21 protein-coding genes and 2 pseudogenes are annotated in these 16,968 nt (G+C 28.7%); 17 read left to right on the top strand and 6 right to left on the bottom strand.

Annotated elements, in window-relative coordinates:
- Nucleotides 1-28 precede the first annotated feature (28 nt).
- From ACOTVC_RS01455 to ACOTVC_RS01440, 4 genes are read left to right on the top strand one after another with little or no spacing between them, the layout of a single operon-like run.
- Nucleotides 29-1,006: an agmatine deiminase family protein gene (locus ACOTVC_RS01455; protein WP_214116577.1), complete on the top strand. Its 978-nt coding sequence runs from the start codon at nt 29-31 to the stop codon at nt 1,004-1,006.
- A complete protein-coding gene (locus tag ACOTVC_RS01450; protein ID WP_087685072.1) occupies nt 1,003-1,917 on the top strand; it encodes a cation diffusion facilitator family transporter in 915 nt (304 codons plus the stop codon). Before ACOTVC_RS01455 ends, ACOTVC_RS01450 begins: the two co-directional genes overlap by 4 nt.
- Nucleotides 1,886-2,758, top strand: coding sequence for an N-carbamoylputrescine amidohydrolase (locus ACOTVC_RS01445; protein ID WP_087685073.1), 873 nt, complete (start codon nt 1,886-1,888; stop codon nt 2,756-2,758). The genes ACOTVC_RS01450 and ACOTVC_RS01445 overlap by 32 nt, the downstream gene beginning before the upstream one ends.
- Nucleotides 2,759-2,769: 11 nt before the next feature.
- Complete coding sequence (locus ACOTVC_RS01440) at nt 2,770-3,336, top strand: DJ-1 family glyoxalase III (protein WP_214097567.1); 567 nt, start codon at nt 2,770-2,772, stop codon at nt 3,334-3,336.
- A gap of 23 nt (nt 3,337-3,359) precedes the next feature.
- Here the strand turns inward: ACOTVC_RS01440 and ACOTVC_RS01435 are convergent, their stop codons facing one another.
- Nucleotides 3,360-3,599 (bottom strand): SelT/SelW/SelH family (seleno)protein, encoded by a 240-nt coding sequence (locus ACOTVC_RS01435; RefSeq protein WP_257906301.1) that lies wholly within the window; start codon nt 3,597-3,599, stop codon nt 3,360-3,362.
- A 103-nt stretch (nt 3,600-3,702) separates the two neighbouring features.
- Here ACOTVC_RS01435 and dnaE point away from each other — a divergent pair, with 103 nt between their 5' ends.
- Complete coding sequence (dnaE, locus tag ACOTVC_RS01430) at nt 3,703-7,296, top strand: DNA polymerase III subunit alpha (protein ID WP_214116579.1); 3,594 nt, start codon at nt 3,703-3,705, stop codon at nt 7,294-7,296.
- Nucleotides 7,297-7,364: 68 nt separating this feature from the next.
- Entirely contained in the window at nt 7,365-7,583 is a 219-nt protein-coding gene (locus tag ACOTVC_RS01425) for a hypothetical protein (RefSeq protein WP_167969120.1), read from the top strand.
- 470 nt (nt 7,584-8,053) lie between these two features.
- Here ACOTVC_RS01425 and ACOTVC_RS01420 read toward each other — a convergent pair.
- The 4 genes and pseudogenes from ACOTVC_RS01420 to ACOTVC_RS01405 all read right to left on the bottom strand — a co-directional run.
- A pseudogene (locus ACOTVC_RS01420) lies at nt 8,054-8,336 on the bottom strand (hypothetical protein); the annotation flags it as partial.
- A pseudogene (locus tag ACOTVC_RS01415) lies at nt 8,330-8,410 on the bottom strand (S24 family peptidase); the annotation flags it as partial. The pseudogenes ACOTVC_RS01420 and ACOTVC_RS01415, both read right to left, overlap by 7 nt.
- Before the next feature lie 313 nt (nt 8,411-8,723).
- Nucleotides 8,724-9,839, bottom strand: a complete 1,116-nt coding sequence (locus ACOTVC_RS01410) for a hypothetical protein (RefSeq protein ID WP_421627499.1) — start codon at nt 9,837-9,839, stop codon at nt 8,724-8,726.
- 161 nt (nt 9,840-10,000) lie between these two features.
- The gene (locus tag ACOTVC_RS01405) at nt 10,001-10,180 is read right to left on the bottom strand and encodes a P-loop NTPase fold protein (RefSeq protein WP_214117049.1); all 180 of its coding nucleotides are present in this window, start codon (nt 10,178-10,180) and stop codon (nt 10,001-10,003) included.
- Nucleotides 10,181-10,911: 731 nt separating this feature from the next.
- On the opposite strand from ACOTVC_RS01405, the gene ACOTVC_RS01400 reads away from it, so the two are divergent.
- From ACOTVC_RS01400 to ACOTVC_RS01350, 11 genes are all read left to right on the top strand, one after another.
- The gene (locus tag ACOTVC_RS01400) at nt 10,912-11,304 is read left to right on the top strand and encodes a hypothetical protein (RefSeq protein ID WP_421627497.1); all 393 of its coding nucleotides are present in this window, start codon (nt 10,912-10,914) and stop codon (nt 11,302-11,304) included.
- Entirely contained in the window at nt 11,288-11,440 is a 153-nt protein-coding gene (locus tag ACOTVC_RS01395) for a hypothetical protein (protein ID WP_250325339.1), read from the top strand. Before ACOTVC_RS01400 ends, ACOTVC_RS01395 begins: the two co-directional genes overlap by 17 nt.
- A gap of 325 nt (nt 11,441-11,765) precedes the next feature.
- Entirely contained in the window at nt 11,766-12,065 is a 300-nt protein-coding gene (locus tag ACOTVC_RS01390) for a hypothetical protein (protein ID WP_421627495.1), read from the top strand.
- Nucleotides 12,049-12,255, top strand: a complete 207-nt coding sequence (locus ACOTVC_RS01385; protein WP_214099692.1) for a hypothetical protein — start codon at nt 12,049-12,051, stop codon at nt 12,253-12,255. The genes ACOTVC_RS01390 and ACOTVC_RS01385 overlap by 17 nt, the downstream gene beginning before the upstream one ends.
- A 1-nt stretch (nt 12,256) precedes the next feature.
- A complete protein-coding gene (locus tag ACOTVC_RS01380; RefSeq protein ID WP_421627493.1) occupies nt 12,257-13,012 on the top strand; it encodes a DNA-methyltransferase in 756 nt (251 codons plus the stop codon).
- A 94-nt stretch (nt 13,013-13,106) separates the two neighbouring features.
- Entirely contained in the window at nt 13,107-13,250 is a 144-nt protein-coding gene (locus ACOTVC_RS01375) for a hypothetical protein (protein ID WP_214116916.1), read from the top strand.
- A 330-nt stretch (nt 13,251-13,580) separates the two neighbouring features.
- A complete protein-coding gene (locus tag ACOTVC_RS01370) occupies nt 13,581-13,739 on the top strand; it encodes a hypothetical protein (protein ID WP_214099689.1) in 159 nt (52 codons plus the stop codon).
- A 500-nt stretch (nt 13,740-14,239) separates the two neighbouring features.
- Nucleotides 14,240-14,524: a hypothetical protein gene (locus ACOTVC_RS01365; RefSeq protein ID WP_250323672.1), complete on the top strand. Its 285-nt coding sequence runs from the start codon at nt 14,240-14,242 to the stop codon at nt 14,522-14,524.
- 17 nt (nt 14,525-14,541) lie between these two features.
- Nucleotides 14,542-15,012 carry a hypothetical protein gene (locus ACOTVC_RS01360; RefSeq protein WP_250323671.1) on the top strand — a complete coding sequence of 157 codons (471 nt, stop codon included), beginning with the start codon at nt 14,542-14,544 and terminating at the stop codon, nt 15,010-15,012.
- The gene (locus ACOTVC_RS01355) at nt 15,000-15,356 is read left to right on the top strand and encodes a hypothetical protein (RefSeq protein WP_421627491.1); all 357 of its coding nucleotides are present in this window, start codon (nt 15,000-15,002) and stop codon (nt 15,354-15,356) included. The genes ACOTVC_RS01360 and ACOTVC_RS01355 overlap by 13 nt, the downstream gene beginning before the upstream one ends.
- A 1-nt stretch (nt 15,357) precedes the next feature.
- Nucleotides 15,358-15,543, top strand: a complete 186-nt coding sequence (locus tag ACOTVC_RS01350) for a helix-turn-helix transcriptional regulator (RefSeq protein WP_012661534.1) — start codon at nt 15,358-15,360, stop codon at nt 15,541-15,543.
- Here the strand turns inward: ACOTVC_RS01350 and ACOTVC_RS01345 are convergent.
- Nucleotides 15,536-16,714, bottom strand: coding sequence for a tyrosine-type recombinase/integrase (locus ACOTVC_RS01345; RefSeq protein ID WP_421627488.1), 1,179 nt, complete (start codon nt 16,712-16,714; stop codon nt 15,536-15,538). The genes ACOTVC_RS01350 and ACOTVC_RS01345 overlap by 8 nt on opposite strands.
- Nucleotides 16,715-16,968 lie beyond the last annotated feature (254 nt).

The following is a 16,968-nucleotide window of genomic DNA, read 5'->3' as shown; positions in this document are numbered from 1 at the left end:
TTTTTTAATTATCAAAAAGGGTATCAAAATGAGAAAAAGCATAGCAGAATGGCAAAAACAAGAGCTACTTTTACTTTCCTTGCCTCATGAAAATAGCGATTGGAAGCCTTATTTAGAAGAGATTTTGCAAAGCTATGAAGAATTTGTTAAAGCTGTGGCAAATTTTCAAAAAGTTTTACTTATAGCACCAAGTGAAAAAGACTTTCAAAGATTTAAGCATATAAAAAACGTTGATTTTTTTAAGTGTGATACTAATGATACTTGGATTAGAGATTTTGGTGTAATTGATGTGCGTGAAGATGAAAAAATTATAGGACTTGATTTTATTTTTAATGCTTGGGGTGATAAATTTCAAAGCACTCTAGATAATGCTGTAAATTCAAAACTTTTTGCACAAAAATTATCTGGAAAATTAGAAAAAATTGATCTTATCTTAGAAGGTGGGAGTATTGATTTTAATGGGCAAGGAGTAATGCTTACAACGAGTGCTTGTTTGTTAAATGAAAATAGAAATTCACATTTAAATAAAGATCAAATTGAAGCTAAGTTAAAAGAAATTTTTGGCTTAAATCAAATTATATGGTTAAATCATGGTTATATTAAAGGTGATGATACTGATCATCATATAGATACTCTAGCAAGATTTATCAATGAAAAAACTATTGCTTATTGTGTGTGTAAAGATGAAAACGATGAGCATTATAAACCCTTAAAAGCTATGGAAGAGGAGCTTAAAAAAACAGGATTTGATTTATTAGAGCTTCCTTTACCTAAACCTTTGTATTTTGAAGGTAAAAGACTTGGTGCTACTTATGCAAATTTTGTTTTTGTTAATGGTGGTTTGATAGTGCCAACTTATAATGATGAAAATGATGCTTTGGTATTAGAAAATTTACAAAAAGCATGTAAAGATAGAAAAGTAGTAGGGGTTGATGCAAGAGTGTTTTTAAGACAAAATGGTTCTTTGCATTGTTCTTGTCAAAATCGTTATGAAGGTCAAAGATGAATTTGCAAAAAAGCGCAACCATCATCGCAAGTGTATGTGCTGTTTTTTTAGCTATTGTTAAATTTATAGTAGGTTTAGCTTCGGGTTCTGTTGCGGTGCTTTCTAGTGCGATTGATTCTTTACTTGATTGTGTGATTTCGGGTTTAAATTTTTTAGCTTTGAAAAAAAGCTCTCAAGGATCTAGTAAAGAATATAATTTTGGCCTTAGTAAAATTGAAGCCTTAATGGGGCTTTTTGAAGGTCTTGTGATTAGCTGGATTGGGGTTTATATTTTTTATGAGAGTGTTTTAAAAATTCACAATCAAGAAAGTGTAGAAAAACTTGATCTTGGAATTTATGTCATGGCTTTTGCTATGCTTGTGACTTTGTGTTTGGTGGTTTTTTTAAATTATGTTACCAAAAAAACAAAAAGCTTGATTATAAAAGCTGATAGCTTGCACTATAAAATAGACTTTTTAACTAATGCTCTAACGCTTTTAGCACTTGTGATTATAGCTTTTACAAATTATCATTTTATTGATGGATTATTTGGTATAGCTATAAGTTTATATACGATTTTTTCAGCTTTTAAAATCATCAAAGAAAGTTCTAAAATTTTACTAGATGTGGCAATTGATAAAGAACAAGTTGAAGTGATTAAGCAAATTATAAGTGCAAATAAAGAAGTTAAAAGCTTTCATCATTTAAAAACTAGAAAAAGTCCTGATATACTTTATGTTAGTGTGCATTTAGTTTTTGAACCTACAATATCACTTTTAAAAGCTCATAAAATCGGTGATGAGATTGAAGATAATATAAGGGAGCATTTTAAAGATGATTTTTGGAATATCCATATACACTTAGACCCTTATGATGATTCAGAAGAAGAAAGGAGTAAAAATGAAATTAGCACTCATACAGCAAGAATTTAAACAAAATAAAGAAAAAACTATAGAAAAAACATGCGAACTTATCAAGCAAGCAGCAAAAGAAAAGGCTGAGCTTGTATGCTTGCAAGAGCTTCATCAAACGCAGTATTTTTGTCAAAGTGAAAATACAAACTTTTTTGATTTGGCAAATGACTATGAAGAAGATGTTAAATTTTGGTCTAATGTGGCTAGGGAAAATAAAGTTGTTTTGGTAACTTCTTTATTTGAAAAAAGAAGCGCAGGGCTTTATCATAATACTAGTGTGGTATTTGAAAAAGATGGTTCTATAGCAGGTAAATACCGTAAAATGCATATACCTGATGATCCTTGTTTTTACGAAAAATTTTATTTTACTCCAGGTGATTTAGGTTTTGAACCTATACAAACAAGCGTTGGAAAGCTTGGAGTTTTAATATGTTGGGATCAATGGTACCCTGAAGCTGCTAGGTTAATGGCTTTAAAAGGGGCTCAAATTTTGATTTACCCTACTGCTATAGGTTGGTTTGATAAAGATGAAAAAGAAGAAAAACAAAGACAGCTTGAAGCTTGGATAGGTGTGCAAAGAGGCCATGCTATAGCTAATGGCTTACCTGTAGTAGCTATTAATAGAGTGGGTTTTGAAAAAGATGAAAGCGGTGTGGAAGATGGCATAAGATTTTGGGGAAATTCTTTTGTCTTTGGGGCTCAAGGCGAAGAGCTTTTTAGGGCTGATGATAAACAAGAGTTTTGTAAAATCATTGAAATTGATATGCAAAGATGTGAAAATGTGCGTAGATGGTGGCCATTTTTACGCGATAGACGCATAGAGTATTTTCATGAATTAAATAAAAGATTTATTGACTAAAAGGAGAAAAAATGAAAAAAGTTTTAGTGCCTTTGGCAAAAGGTTTTGAAGAAGCTGAGTTTATAGGTATAGCTGATGTTTTAAAAAGAGCAGGGGAGGCTAGTGGAAATTTAGAAGTAATTATTGCTTCACTAGATGATGAGCTTTTAGTGCAAGGAGCTAATGGAATTTGTATAAGGGCTGATGTGAGTTTAGCTAGTGTTGATCAAGAAAATTTAGACGCAATTGCTTTGGCAGGTGGATTTGAAGGTATGATGAATTTAAAAAACAATCAAGCTATCATAAAAATCATACAAGATTTACATGCTAAGAAAAAAATCGTAGCGGCTATTTGTGCTTCACCTATGGTGTTAGCTAAAGCAGGGGTGATTAATGGAGAGTTTTCTTGCTATCCTGGTTGTGAAGTAGGTATTGAAGGAACTAGAGTAAATAAAGCAGTTGTAGTAAATGAAAATGTCATCACAGCAGCTGGGCCTGCTACGGCTATTTTATTTGGTTTGGAGCTTGCTAAGCATTTATGCTCAGAAGAAATTTATCAAAAACTTTATGAAGGTATGCTTGTTCCTTTGACAAAATAAACCCTCGCTAATGAGGGTTTAGCTTATATTTGTTTCATAAGCTTGGTGATTTCACCCTCATGAGGAAATCTATCTACTTCGCAGTTAAACAAGTCTTTTTTAGAATAAATGATTTTGCCATCTACTTCTACTATAAAATGACCACCACCTTTTTCTATGGTAGAAATTTGCGCATCTTTGAATTCGTTTTGTATTTCTTCTGCAACCCTTGCAGCTTGTGGTTTGTAATTTCAAAGATTACAATAATAAATTTTTACTTCCATTTTTTACTCCTTTTTTGAAAGTAAGCTATTATACATTTTTTATGCTTGTAAGTTTTAAATTTAAGGTTTTTTTTTATAATAATAAAAAAATACAAGGGAAAATATGAGCCAATTTACACATTTACATTTACATACAGAATATTCTTTACTTGATGGAGCAAATAAACTCAAAGAGCTTGCCAAAACGCTAAAAGCTCAAGGTGCAACAAGTGTTGCTATGACTGATCATGGAAATATGTTTGGTGCTATTGATTTTTATAAAACGATGAGAGCTGAGGGGATTAAACCTATTATAGGGCTTGAAGCATATTTACATAATCACGATGATTTAAGTGATAAAAGCTCAAGACAACGCTTTCATATTTGTTTGTTTGCTAAAAATGAAATTGGCTATAAAAATTTGATGTATTTAAGTTCACAAAGCTATATACATGGCTTGTATTATTACCCAAGGATTAACAAAAAGCTTTTAGAAGCACATAGTGAGGGTTTGATTTGTTCTTCGGCGTGTTTGCAAGGTGAGGTTAATTGGCATTTAAATACCAAAAATGAAAGAAATTTAAAATTTGGCGCAAAAGGTTATGAAGGCGCAAAAGAAGCTGCGCTTTGGTATAAAAAGGTTTTTGGAGATGATTTTTACCTTGAGATTATGCGTCATGGCATTGATGATCAAAAATTTATCGATGATTCTATCATCAAACTTGCTACAGAGCTTGATATAAAAATCATCGCAACTAATGATACACACTATACTTTTAAAGAAAGAGCAGCTGCACATGAAGTATTTATGTGTATAGCTATGGGGGTTAAGCTTGATGATCCAGGGCGTTTAAGACATGAAGTGCATGAGTTTTATGTAAAAACACCAGAGCAAATGAGTGAGCTTTTCGCTGATATTCCTGAAGCTATTGAAAATACTCAAGAAATAGCTAATAAATGCAATTTAGAATTAAAACTAGGTGATCCTACGCCACCAAATTTTAAATTTACCCGTGAATATGCGAAAAAATATGGCTTAAACTTAAGTCAAGAAGATCAAGAATTTAGCTTTGATAATGATGATATAGTTTTTGAGTATCTTTGTAAAAAGGGCTTAGAAGAAAGACTTCAATTTATCGATGAGAGTAAACATCAAGAGTATAAAGATAGGCTTGATTTAGAAATTAGTATTATTAAAAATATGAAATTTTCAGGTTATATGCTAATCGTTCATGATTTTATCGCCGCAGCTAAGGAAAAAGATATACCAGTTGGTCCAGGGCGTGGGAGTGCAGCGGGGAGTTTGGTTTCGTATTGTTTGAAAATTACAGATTTAGATCCTATACCTTATAATCTTCTTTTTGAGAGATTTTTAAATCCTGAGCGTGTATCAATGCCCGATATTGACGTGGATTTTTGTCAAGATAGAAGAGGGGAAGTGATTGATTATGTTATTGATAAATACGGAGCTGAAAAGGTTGCACAAGTTATTACCTTTGGTAAGCTTTTAGCAAAGGGGGTAATCCGTGATGTAGCTAGGGTTTGTGATATGAGCATACCTGATGCGGATGCTTTGGCAAAATTAGTTCCTGAAGAGCTTAAAATCACTTTAGAAAAAGCTTATGAGCAAGAACCAAAGATCGCTGAATTTGTAAATTCTCATCCAAAAGGACGTCAAGTTTGGGACTTTGCTAAAGCACTAGAGGGTTTAAATAGAAATGCAGGTATGCACGCAGCCGGAGTTGTGATATCTAATGAAGCTTTGTGGAATAAAGCTCCACTTTTTAGACAAAGCAAAAACGATGAGCGTCATTTAGTTACGCAGTATTCTAAAGAATATCTTGAAGATGTAGATTTAATCAAATTTGACTTTTTGGGTTTAAAAACTCTTACGGTAATTAATAATGCGATTAAGCTAGTGAAAAAGCGCTATGGTAAAGATGTAATTTGGGAAAAAATTGATATGAATGATCCTAAGGTTTATAAAACCATACAAAGTGGTAATACTTTGGGTATTTTCCAAATAGAATCAGGCGGTATGCAAAGTTTAAATGCTAGGCTAAAGCCTGAAAGATTTGAAGATTTAATCGCGGTTTTAGCTTTATATAGACCAGGACCACTTGATAGTGGGATGGTGGATGATTTTATCGATATCAAGCATGGTAGAAAGGCTGCAACATATGCATTTGAAGACTTAAAACCTATACTTGAAAATACTTATGGGGTTATAGTTTATCAAGAACAAGTTATGCAAATAGTGCAAAAAATCGGTGGTTTTTCTTTAGGTGGGGCTGATAATGTGCGCCGTGCTATGGGTAAGAAAAAAAGAGAAATTTTGGATAATCTTAAAGCAGAATATCTAGAAGGCGCTAAAAAACAAGGCTATGATGAGAAAAAGGCTGATGATTTGTTTGAGCTTATTTTGAAATTTGCTGAATATGGTTTTAATAAATCTCACTCAGCTGCTTATGCACTTATAACTTTTCAAACAGCGTATTTAAAGACTTATTATCCAAGTGAGTTTATGGCTGCGCTTTTAACAAGTGAAGAAAGCAATGTAGACAAGGTCGCAAAATACATTGAAGAGATGAAAAGAATGAATATCAAGCTTTTGCCACCAAGTATCAATAAAGCCCAAAGAGAATTTAGTGCAACTAAGCTTGAAGATGGTTCTGAAGCTATTATTTATGGGCTTGGAGCGATTAAAAGTGTGGGAATTCCTGCGATAGAAAATATCATGACTATTCGTAAGGAAGAGGGCTTTAGTGATTTTGATGATTTTATAAGCTCGATTGATCCAACTAAGATCAATAAAAAAACCATAGAAAATTTAGCTAAATCAGGTGCTTTTGATGAGTTTGGCTATACTAGAAAATGTTTAGTGGATAATCTTGAGCTTATTTCAGAAACAAGTAGGAAAATTGCTGAAGTTAAAAGAAACTCCACTGCTTCGCTTTTTGGAGAAGAAGAAATAGCTGCAGATATCAAAGTAGGGCTTCATGATAGCAAGATAGAATTTGAACTAATGGAAAAACTAGGTTATGAAAAAGAAATTTTAGGAATTTATGTATCAGGCCATCCTTTAGATAAATTTGCAAGTCAAATAGAAGGCATAGAATATTTTAAAAGTATGGATTTTGAAACACTCAAAGGCGAAGGTGAACTTTTGGTTGTAGGGAAGATTGAAGATTTTAAATCAATGATGAGTAAAAGTGGTAAAAGATATGCTAAGGCTGTAGTTTTAGACTTTTACTCTACTTTTGATATGATCATCTTTGAAGCTCAAGTAGAAAAAGTTGAAGCACTTTTTAAAGAAAGCAAAGACGAAGCTTTTGCTTTTTTACTAAGATATAAAAATAATGATAATGATTTAAGTTTTAGTTTAAATGAAATTTATACCCTAGAAGAAGCAAAAGAAAATGAGCTAAAATCTTTTAGCAAAAGAAAAAGCTTTGCAAAAAAAGAAAACAAAGAAGAATTCATGCAAGAACCTATGAAATTTGAAGAAAATATTATAGAACTTGACATTAACAAGCTTAGTAAAGATATGGTGTATGAAATTTATGATCTAGCTAATACAAGACATAACCCAAAAGATACTAATAACAAAAAACTTGTACTAAAAGTACTTGATATGGGCAGTTGCTTGCTTTATCATACAAATTTTGTTCTCTCGCAAGAAGCTATGGATGTGATAGTTCAAAAATGTAAAGGTTAAAATATAGACTTTAAAAGTCCATTTTATACAGTATAGTTATATCAATACAATATAAAAAGGAATAAAAAATGGCTTTAGCGGTTGAGACTATTCAAATTATACCATCCAAAAAGATTTTTTACCTTTTTGGATGTGTTTTAACAACTCCAAACAATGATTTTCATGTCAATAAAACAAAACATAGTGATTTGTTTGATAAAGACAAGACAGATTATAAAGCTAGAGATGAATTTTTAGCTTTTATGAAAGAAAATTTTCCAAAAACCAAACTAACTATGGTTATTTGATACAGCTCCGGTGGGGTATTTGTCGTATCCTTATTTGGGTAGTCTTGTTGTTGATTGTGAGGAAAATGATGAGGTTTATAAGGCTATAAACAAAAACTTCAAGGCGTGTTAGTTTGGAATTTGCAATGTATTTTTAAGATCTTTCATGATTTTTCTCTAAAATTTTTCAAAATATTAACAACAATTGCTTTATAAACAAATAAAGTCTAGTTTATAAATGCTACAAAACTTATAGTTTGGAAATGAAAGTTTATTTAGAAAGCAATGTTTGAGAGTAAAAGATGATAAATATATAATTATTAGAATACAAAAGGTTGTATTTTGCTAGGTTTAACTAAGAGCGATGAAAGTGTCGGTCAAAGCAGACAAGCTTGTAAAAAATTATATGACTTGTTATATGTCGGCGGAAAAATAAAAAGTCCATAAAAATGGCCACTTTATTTTTCTACAAACCTTAAACTTAAATTTGATTATCTTATTTCTTTTACTTTATTTTTCCAAAAATCAACAACCTTTTTACTGATTTTAGGATTTACTTCAGCTTTTTTATCAAATCATTTATACAGTCAATTCTTTTTTTGCTTGGAGTTAATAGTTTTTAATTTTTGAGTTTCTTTGTAATACTTAATACAATGATTTTCAAAAAGATTCATATCATAATTATCTTCTAAAAACTGAATGATATCAGTAGTTAAACCATAAGCTTTATAGGGTACTTTTTTGCATTTCTTCTTTTATTTCTAATGCAAGTTTTGTGTTTTTAATTCACACTTGCCTTCGCTTGCAAGTATGTCTTTTAACTTTTCAATTACTTCTTGCATTTGCATGATCAATCCTTTTATTTTAATTTAAAAGAATTTAACAAAAAATTGCAAAAAGCAATGAAAAGATTTTATTTTGAAAGCTATAAATTATTTTATTAGTAGCTTTCTTAATACGCTATTTTGTGAATTTATATATTTTAAAACAATACTTTTTTTATTTTCATCTAAATCTAAAAAATCTAAATAAGCTTGAAATAAATTATTATTTAAATCATCGTCAAATTTATGACTTGCAACCATATTCTTAGAAAAATGATTAAAAAATTTCCTACAAAAATTGTTATTATTTTTAAATAGCTGCACTAATTCTTCTCTTTTAAAAAAAATTATATTGCTTGATCGCTTCAGGATAAAAACTACTTTCTATGTTTTCATAGCTATTAATAAAAGCATTAATATTTTCATACTTGCTTGTTTTGTATTTTTCTTTGGTATCTTCATAATAATCTTTCCATTTTTCATTTTCTAATAATTTTAAAAGTGCTATGTCAGATCTATAATTATGATTAAGATCAAACTTAAATTCTTCTATAATAAGAGCTTCTATATAATGCTGATTGATTTTTTCTTCTATGTTGCTTAATTTTTTCTTTGTAATTTGTGCATAGGTTGAAAGTAAAATTTGATAAAAACCATAAGGAAAGCGTGTCATTCCATTTTTTGAATAAAAGTCTATTTTTAGGAGTGAATTTTCAATATCTTTTACAAATTGTTCATCACTTAAACTACCTACCAAATATTCTATCTTGCAGTTTTGAAGTTTATAATAAAGTTCAATTTTTAAAGTTTGATAAAAATCACGTCTTAGTTGGTATTTTTCTTCTTTACTTAAATAAAACATATTTTTTAGGTATTTTTCGTAAAGATGGTAGCTTGAAGATAAATCATTTTCTTCTATTTTAATAGAAAGATATTTTTTAGTTTTAGATATTAATGATTTATAACTTAATTTTAGAGCATCTGAAAATGTTTTTTTATTTTCATACTTGCAAAACAATAAAAAACAATGCTTGTTAAAATAATCTATATGCTCTAACACATGATATAGCAATCTTAGATTTCCATTGCATTGTTCTTTATATCTTTCGAAAATAATATTTTCAATAATATTTCTTATCTCATCTGTAATTTTAGTATATTTATTTATTCTATCTTTTATGATTGCCTTTGCTACTTCATCATTGTTTTTTATGGTTATTTCACAATCAATAACCTTTTCTTTGTATATTTGATACCAGTTTTTACTATTATATTGTTTGGTTTGTTCTTCTTTATTATTTTCAGTCAAATTGTCATCTTGTTCTTTTAATTCTTCCTCATGAAAAATCACAACAACATTGCATTCTTTTTCTTCTTTAAGTAAATTTACAAGTCCTAAAATTTCTTTCAAAGAAAGATTATCAGTTCTTCTTTCTATGTTATCAAAACACACAATAACTTTTTTAAAATCTTCTTTTTTTAAAAATGAGAAAATAGCATCAGGGTTAATGTTAATTGTTCCAGCAGATTTAATTTTTGTAATTTTAGTTATAATTTGTGAAAAAGTATTTACTATTTTATTGTAGTTTCCATGGATTTTAAAAACTATTTCTTCTAATATTTGCTTATAACTTTCTTTATATAAACAATCTTTTTATCTGCATTTATTTCAGAAATTTTATTTTCAACTTGTTTCCATAAATAAGTTTTACCTATACCCCAAGATCCATTTATAGCCAAACATTTTTTAGAGTTGCTATCTAAAAAATTTGCAATATTATCAATCTTATTCATTATATATTCCTATAAAATATTATTTATATAATTTTACAAAAATATTTAAGTTTTATATGTAACTATCCTCCAAACCTTAAAGTTATAGATAGTTACATATTATTCTTGTGTAAAAAGTGGTTAAACTATAATTATATAGCGTTTCATAAAGATAGTTACATTAAAAATAAAACATAAGTTTATTTTAAGTAAAAATGTAACTATCTTTAGAAAGTAAAACATTTTTAGGATTTAAAATTTACAACTAAACTTCGCCTTTATCTATCTTTTAAACAGCGTTTAATCGTTTTCTTGGGATAAAACGGATATTTGGGATATTTGGGATATTTTACGCTTTAGATTTGGAAAGATAAAAAGTTGTTTTTATATGTTTTAAAAGCCTATTGTTTGGGAGTTTTGCTAAAATTATCTAGAGATAGTTGCATATTCTTTTTAAAATACCCCTTACATTATATCAGCAAGATTTATCAAATATAAAATTAGAAATCACAAACAAATTTTAGCTTAGGGTAGGTTACCACATAATCCCCCCCCCCTTTTTTTTTTTTTTAGGGGACAAGGTTAATAAGCCTTGATTATAATTATACAAAGTAGTATAATTATCACTAGAATTTTATGGTTCAATTTAATCACCATCTAACTGGGTGTTGATTAACACCAAAGGCGGCCACCTTTGGTGTTCCACCCTTTGAAATTATACTCAAATCTTACTTAAACTTCTAAAATAAGAAATGATAAATCTTTTATTTAACAATACAAAGCTTTATATTGCTTTAGCTCTAATGTTTATGCTTAATGTATTTTTATATCTTAAGCTAGATAGCACAAACGCAAAATTAGAAAAAAGTCAAAGTGATTTAAAATTAGCTTTGGGTGTAAATAATGAACTCACAAGGATTACTCAGGAGCTTAAAATAAGACACAAGCAAGAACTAAAAGCACTCTTTTATGCAAATGCTCAAAAAAATCAAATCAAAACAAGGGTTGATGATGTTAAAAACTATATATCCAAAAGCAATGGAACTAACACCACTAAGCTTTTTAATGCTATGCTTGATAGGCTGTGGGAGCAAAACACAAGTATTAACCAAAATACAAATTCAAAAAGTGCAAATACCAAATGAGCTTTTAGAATTTGATAGAGCGCATAAACCTATAGTGCAAGATGAAAAAGATATATTAAAAGCTTATAGTGAACTTTTTTATCACTATAAGCAATGTGAGATCAATATAGAAAAAATTAAAGAGTTGAATCAGTAATTTTATTTGCTGTTTTCTTGGGTTTCTGGAACATATTTTAGTGTTAAAGCTTTAGTTGAATAAAAGGTCGTTGAAAACTTCTCTTTTTATAGTATTGTATTGCGTTGCAATATAGTGCTTGCTTTTGGGGTTCCATATGATCGTTTGCTGAATTTTTATCAAAAAAATATACGTATTTGATATTTGAACAAATGCTTTTTGTAGACCTCCACCTTTTAATTCTATATATTATTATATCTTCCGAATCAGTTGTGACAATAACATAAATATAATTGAAGCTAATGAAATAGCTCGTGCATGTTTAAAAAATGACTTAAAATATAGTTTGAAAGAAGCAAGGATTATCAATAGTGCAAATGAAAGAATGCTGTGTTTTTATTTTGATAATCCTTTTGCTATAGATTTGTTTGAAAGAAACAAAGAAAGTATCAAAAATGACTTAAGATGTGAATACAAGAAAAAAATCAAACTTTATAAACGCATTGATTTTGTATTTTACGATATTTGCTCAAAAAACACTAATGAGCTTAAATCAAGAACAACAGAAGAAAAACAAATACTTCAAAGGGGTATAGATATGCTGGAAAATATTATAAAAAGGAGTAAAAATGGAAAACATAGATAATCAAAATAATCTAAAAGAACTATCTATGAAAATTGTATCTTTACATAAATCCATAGAGCACGCAGAGTATGAAAGAAGTGCTTTAAATTCAACCATTAAAGAATATAAAGAAGATTTAAAAACAGCTATAAGAGAGCTTGAGCAAATGAAAGAACCTAATCTTTTTAATCAAGAAAATAAAGAGGAATGAAATGTATACACCTAAATTATTTAATGATCACTTTCAAAACTACAAAAGATATCATATACCAAAAGCACAGCTTGTAATAGCTGATATACCTTATAATCTTGGAAATAATGCTTATGCGAGCAGTCCTGAGTGGTATATATGTGGTGATAATAAAAACGGCGAGAGTAAAAAAGCTAACAAGTCTTTTTTTGATACTGATCATAATTTTAATGTTAATGAATTTATGCACTTTTGTAGCACCATGTTAATAAAAGAGCCAAAAGAATGTGGCAAAGCACCATGTATGATAGTTTTTTGCTCTTTTGAGCAACAGTTCATGTTAATAAATGTGGCAAAAAAATATGGTTTTAATCATTACATTAACTTAGTTTTTAGAAAGCAAAGCTCATCACAAGTATTAAAAGCAAATATGAAAATAGTTGGAAATTGCGAATATGCTTTAATTTTGTATAGAGAAAAATTACCAAAGTTTAATAACGATGGAAAAATGATTATGAATTGCTTTGAGTGGGTAAAAGATAAAGATATTAACAAAATACATCCTACCCAAAAGCCTGTAAAACTTTTAGAAAGATTGATTGGCATTTTTACTGATGCTGGTGATGTGGTTATAGACCCTTGTGCTGGGAGTGGAAGTACATTGGTTGCTAGTGCAAATCTTAACCGCAAGGCTTATGGATTTGAAATTAAAAAAGATTTTTTTAAAAGTGCAAATGAGATTATGTTTAAACATGTAGAAAGAAGTTTGTTTGCATGATTAGAAAATAACAAAATAATATAGGTGAAAAAGCGAAGAAAAAGGATAAAAAAATGAACAAAGAACAATTTAATCAAATCAAAGAAAGGTTAAGATGTTAAATTTAAAAAGTTTAGAAATCACTTGCAAACAATGTAAAACTAAAATCACTTTAGATATAGGTAAAACTGTCATTGTATACCCACTTTGTAATAATGTTTTTTATAATTCTTACGATGAACACCATTTTCTAAACTAGGAAATATATTACAAAGTCTTAAAAGAGCATAAAAAAGCAGAGTTTAGATTTATCACAGATATAAAGGAGTAATATGCCAGAAGAAAACATCGTTAAAAAGGTTTGCAAAGAGCTAAATATCACACAAAAGAAGTTAAGCGAGATTTTTTTGGGGGGGGGGTGTATCTTTCTACTATTCAAAAATGAGTAGCTAATGATAATGACTTGCCTTTGCGAGCTAAAAAATCTTTAAATTTAGTATTAGAAAATCATCATTTAAAAACAAGACTTAAAACGCTTGATGAGTTTGAAAGTAAGAGTGTTTTAAGTTAGTTTTGTTAAAATTGGGCTATGTTAGAGTTACTTAAAAACATAGGACTTGGCTTATTTGTCAATGGAAATTATGCTTTGCTTAGTGGTAATATTACGCTAAATAACATTTATATAGTGTTTGGTAGTGTGACGCTTATGGCACTTAGCATTTATGCAGATAGAAAGGATAAAAAATGAGCGGTGAATATATAATTAGTGGATTTTTAACAATTTGTCTTATTATTGCTTTTTATGAGGCTTACAAAGCTTATAAAAAGGTAAAAAAACAACACTAAACTTATAAAACACTCCTGCTTTTAAATTAAAAAGCAGGAGTAATTATGCAAACTTTAACCCCAAAAACATTTTTTTAAATACAGAAGTTGCAATATGCAACAAAAAAAGATATAAAAAAGGATAAAAAGAAAATGACAGAAGAGAAAGAAAGTAAAGGTAGCTATAATCTACAGATTAAAATTCCAAATGAGCTAAAAGATAAATTAGAAAAAAAGCAGAAAAAGCTGGAGTATCTTTAAACCAGTATATAATGTATCTTTTTATTGACGATATTAAAAACGAACAGATTTAAAATCCGAGCGTTAGTCTAATTTCAATGTATATCATTATTATTTTTATGAAAAAATAATAATGATATTGACTAATAGTTTTTAATATATTATTATTTCAATAATTAAACATTGAAAAAGGATTATATTATTAATGATTTAGTTTATTTTTTAAATGGCGGTTTGGTTACAGACCAAAATAAAATTTCTACAATATCTAAAGTAGATATAAGTTCCATACAAAGACTTATAAGAAATTACAAGCAAGATTTAGAATATTTTGGGAAACTAGGCTTTGAACTTCAAAAAATAGCAAAGACCAACAAAAAGATTTACTATCTGAATGAACAGCAAGCAACGCTACTTTTAACTTATATGAAAAATAGCGAAAGTGTTAGAAATGCTAAAAAGTTTTAGTTTTTGCTTTTTATCAAATGAAAGAAAAGCTTAGAAGTCTAGAACAAGAACAAGAAAGGGCAAGATTTAAAGTCTTATCTAGTGAAAATCAAAGACTAAATTCTTTAAATCATCATCAGAGCTTAGGTTATAAATCTCAACTAGCACAGCAAAAAACTAATTTCAAAAATCAAATTAAAGCTTTAAAGTATGATCTAAATCAAACAAAAGATGAGTTAGATATTTGCAAAGGTGCATTAGAGGTTTTAAAAAGAAGAAAGGATTTTAGCAATGAAGAAAATTTAAGGCTTTTACAAAAAGAGCTAGCTAAGTATGGTTTGGTAATTTTTAATGAGCTAGATTTCGCTTTATGGAGTGAAAATCTTACTAAAAACATCATAGGTGAAACAAAACGAAGACTTGATGATTTAATAAATTATAATTATCAGATTTTAAAAGATAAATTCAATAAAAGATTAAATATAAAGGAGACAAAATGCTACAAATGATGAAAGATTTTTTAGATCAAAGAAATTTGATAGAAAAACACTTAGAAGAAATAAAACAACAATTATCAAAAATGCTTAAAGAATTTCTTTCTATAAGAAATGATCTTTCGTTTTCTAATGGATGTAACTCTTTAGAAGAAGAAATTAGACATTATTGGAAGGTAGAGGCTTGGCTTGATGTAGAGCTTAAAAGAATATGTATAAAGCTTATGGATACAAGAGTTTCTTATAATAGTTTTGATTTTGAGAATGTCAAAGTATTATTAGCACATACTTTAAGTTATGAAGAGCAAAAAGCCATTATAAAATCACTCAATTTAGAAACAAACATTAAAAAGGATTGATATGAAATTATTAAGTACAAAAGAAGTTGCACAGTATTTGGGTTTTAGCGTTGATAGGATAAGAAAAATGAGAATGAGAAAAAATCAAGCCATTTATAACTTTCCAAAGGGTGTTAGAGTAGGAAAAGTTTTAATGTATGAAAAGAAAGAAATTGATGATTGGATAAAATATTGCAAGGTTAGCTAAGCTTTCCTGCAAGTTTTTCTATATAATCTCCCCACCACTGCATTAATCTTCTTTTTAATTCTATATTTTTACTTCTATTGTAAGCTTTTAATATTGCATTTTTTTGCTCATGAGCTAAGCATTGTTCTGCTATATCCATACTTACTCCATGTTCTAATTGCTTTTCGTTTGCAATGCTTCTAAACATAGCACGAAATCCATGTGCGCTTTGAATTCCTTTATATCCTAAGCGTTTATTGGTATTGCATGTGATATTTTCACTATTACATCCTTTTTTAGAAGAACCAGCAAAAACATAACCATTGACTTTAATTGCATATTGATTTTTTAATATACTTATAGCTTGTTTGCTTAATGCTATATTATGCTCTTTACGCATTTTCATTTTTTGAGCTGATATAGTCCAAATTTCATTTTTAAAGTCTATCTCATCCCAAGTAGCTTTTATAATATTGCCAGGTCTTTGGGCTCTTAAAAGCACAAAAAACATTAAATTTTTATGACTTTGTTTGATATTTGAATGTATTAGAGTATTTATATATTCTTTAATATCAGATTCATCTAATAGGGTAAGTTGGTGTATAACCTGATTTGGTTTTTTAAATACAATATTGTTTTTGATAGAAGCTACGGGATTGTTTTCTATGATCTCAAGTTGCAAAGCATATTCAAATACTTTATTTATCCATATCTTTGCTTTTTGAAGCGTAGCGCTTTTATGCTCTATGGTCTTTAAAATATTAACAATATCTACTCTTTTTATATCATTAATATTTTTATATTCTAAAGATTTAAAAATACCTTCTTTGTAGCTTAGTCCTCTTTGGATTGTTTTCGTTGCTAAATTACTCTTTCTTGCATTTTCTAATACTTCATCATATAATACGCCAAATTTCAATCTTTTTGCATTGCTTATGTTTTGACCCTTGGCTTTTAGTTTGTGCGAATTTATAGCTATTTCTCTAAGCTCTGCTAGGGAAAGCAAGGGGTATTCCCCAAGTGTTATATAAGTATCATTAGCTTGTCTTGTTTTAAATAGTTTTCTACCACTAGGATAAACAAAAACATACGATCCTTTTATACTAGGATCACTAAATTTTATAAATTTTTTACCATTATCGCATTTTACGCTTTTTAAGAAACTATCTGTAAGTTTATTAATTTTTGCCATTTTTATTCTTTGTATTATTGTAAAAAGTAATCCATTTAGTAACCCACTTTTTTGCAATATTTTAACACAAAAAATAATGAAATAGAATAAAAAGAATGTTTATATAATCCCTTAAATATAGTATTTTAAAGATAATTTATTGGAAAATAACACTCGGGAGTAAAAAACAAATGGTGCCCGAGGTCGCCATATAATTTATTAATCAAACCACTAAGTATCCATACTTTATAAATTAAATATCTAAATAACATATA

The sequence above is a fragment of the Campylobacter sp. GB48 genome (assembly GCF_049221845.1).
In the GTDB taxonomy this organism is placed as follows: Bacteria; Campylobacterota; Campylobacteria; order Campylobacterales; family Campylobacteraceae; genus Campylobacter_D; species Campylobacter_D lari_C.
The sequence above is the reverse complement of the archived record's forward strand: the minus strand, read 5'-3'. Positions and strand labels throughout refer to the sequence as shown.

What these genes read in the sequence shown, in the direction of transcription:
- ACOTVC_RS01385 (WP_214099692.1), top strand. Translation starts at nt 12,049, where the DNA reads ATGGAAAACATAGATAATCAAAATAATCTAAAAGAACTATCTATGAAA.
- ACOTVC_RS01375 (WP_214116916.1), top strand. Translation starts at nt 13,107, where the DNA reads ATGTTAAATTTAAAAAGTTTAGAAATCACTTGCAAACAATGTAAAACT.
- ACOTVC_RS01440 (WP_214097567.1), top strand. Translation starts at nt 2,770, where the DNA reads ATGAAAAAAGTTTTAGTGCCTTTGGCAAAAGGTTTTGAAGAAGCTGAG.
- ACOTVC_RS01425 (WP_167969120.1), top strand. Translation starts at nt 7,365, where the DNA reads ATGGCTTTAGCGGTTGAGACTATTCAAATTATACCATCCAAAAAGATT.
- ACOTVC_RS01380 (WP_421627493.1), top strand. Translation starts at nt 12,257, where the DNA reads ATGTATACACCTAAATTATTTAATGATCACTTTCAAAACTACAAAAGA.
- dnaE (WP_214116579.1), top strand. Translation starts at nt 3,703, where the DNA reads ATGAGCCAATTTACACATTTACATTTACATACAGAATATTCTTTACTT.
- ACOTVC_RS01360 (WP_250323671.1), top strand. Translation starts at nt 14,542, where the DNA reads ATGAAAGAAAAGCTTAGAAGTCTAGAACAAGAACAAGAAAGGGCAAGA.
- ACOTVC_RS01405 (WP_214117049.1), bottom strand. Translation starts at nt 10,180, where the DNA reads ATGAATAAGATTGATAATATTGCAAATTTTTTAGATAGCAACTCTAAA.
- ACOTVC_RS01350 (WP_012661534.1), top strand. Translation starts at nt 15,358, where the DNA reads ATGAAATTATTAAGTACAAAAGAAGTTGCACAGTATTTGGGTTTTAGC.
- ACOTVC_RS01345 (WP_421627488.1), bottom strand. Translation starts at nt 16,714, where the DNA reads ATGGCAAAAATTAATAAACTTACAGATAGTTTCTTAAAAAGCGTAAAA.
- ACOTVC_RS01445 (WP_087685073.1), top strand. Translation starts at nt 1,886, where the DNA reads ATGAAATTAGCACTCATACAGCAAGAATTTAAACAAAATAAAGAAAAA.
- ACOTVC_RS01450 (WP_087685072.1), top strand. Translation starts at nt 1,003, where the DNA reads ATGAATTTGCAAAAAAGCGCAACCATCATCGCAAGTGTATGTGCTGTT.
- ACOTVC_RS01355 (WP_421627491.1), top strand. Translation starts at nt 15,000, where the DNA reads ATGCTACAAATGATGAAAGATTTTTTAGATCAAAGAAATTTGATAGAA.
- ACOTVC_RS01400 (WP_421627497.1), top strand. Translation starts at nt 10,912, where the DNA reads ATGATAAATCTTTTATTTAACAATACAAAGCTTTATATTGCTTTAGCT.
- ACOTVC_RS01455 (WP_214116577.1), top strand. Translation starts at nt 29, where the DNA reads ATGAGAAAAAGCATAGCAGAATGGCAAAAACAAGAGCTACTTTTACTT.
- ACOTVC_RS01370 (WP_214099689.1), top strand. Translation starts at nt 13,581, where the DNA reads ATGTTAGAGTTACTTAAAAACATAGGACTTGGCTTATTTGTCAATGGA.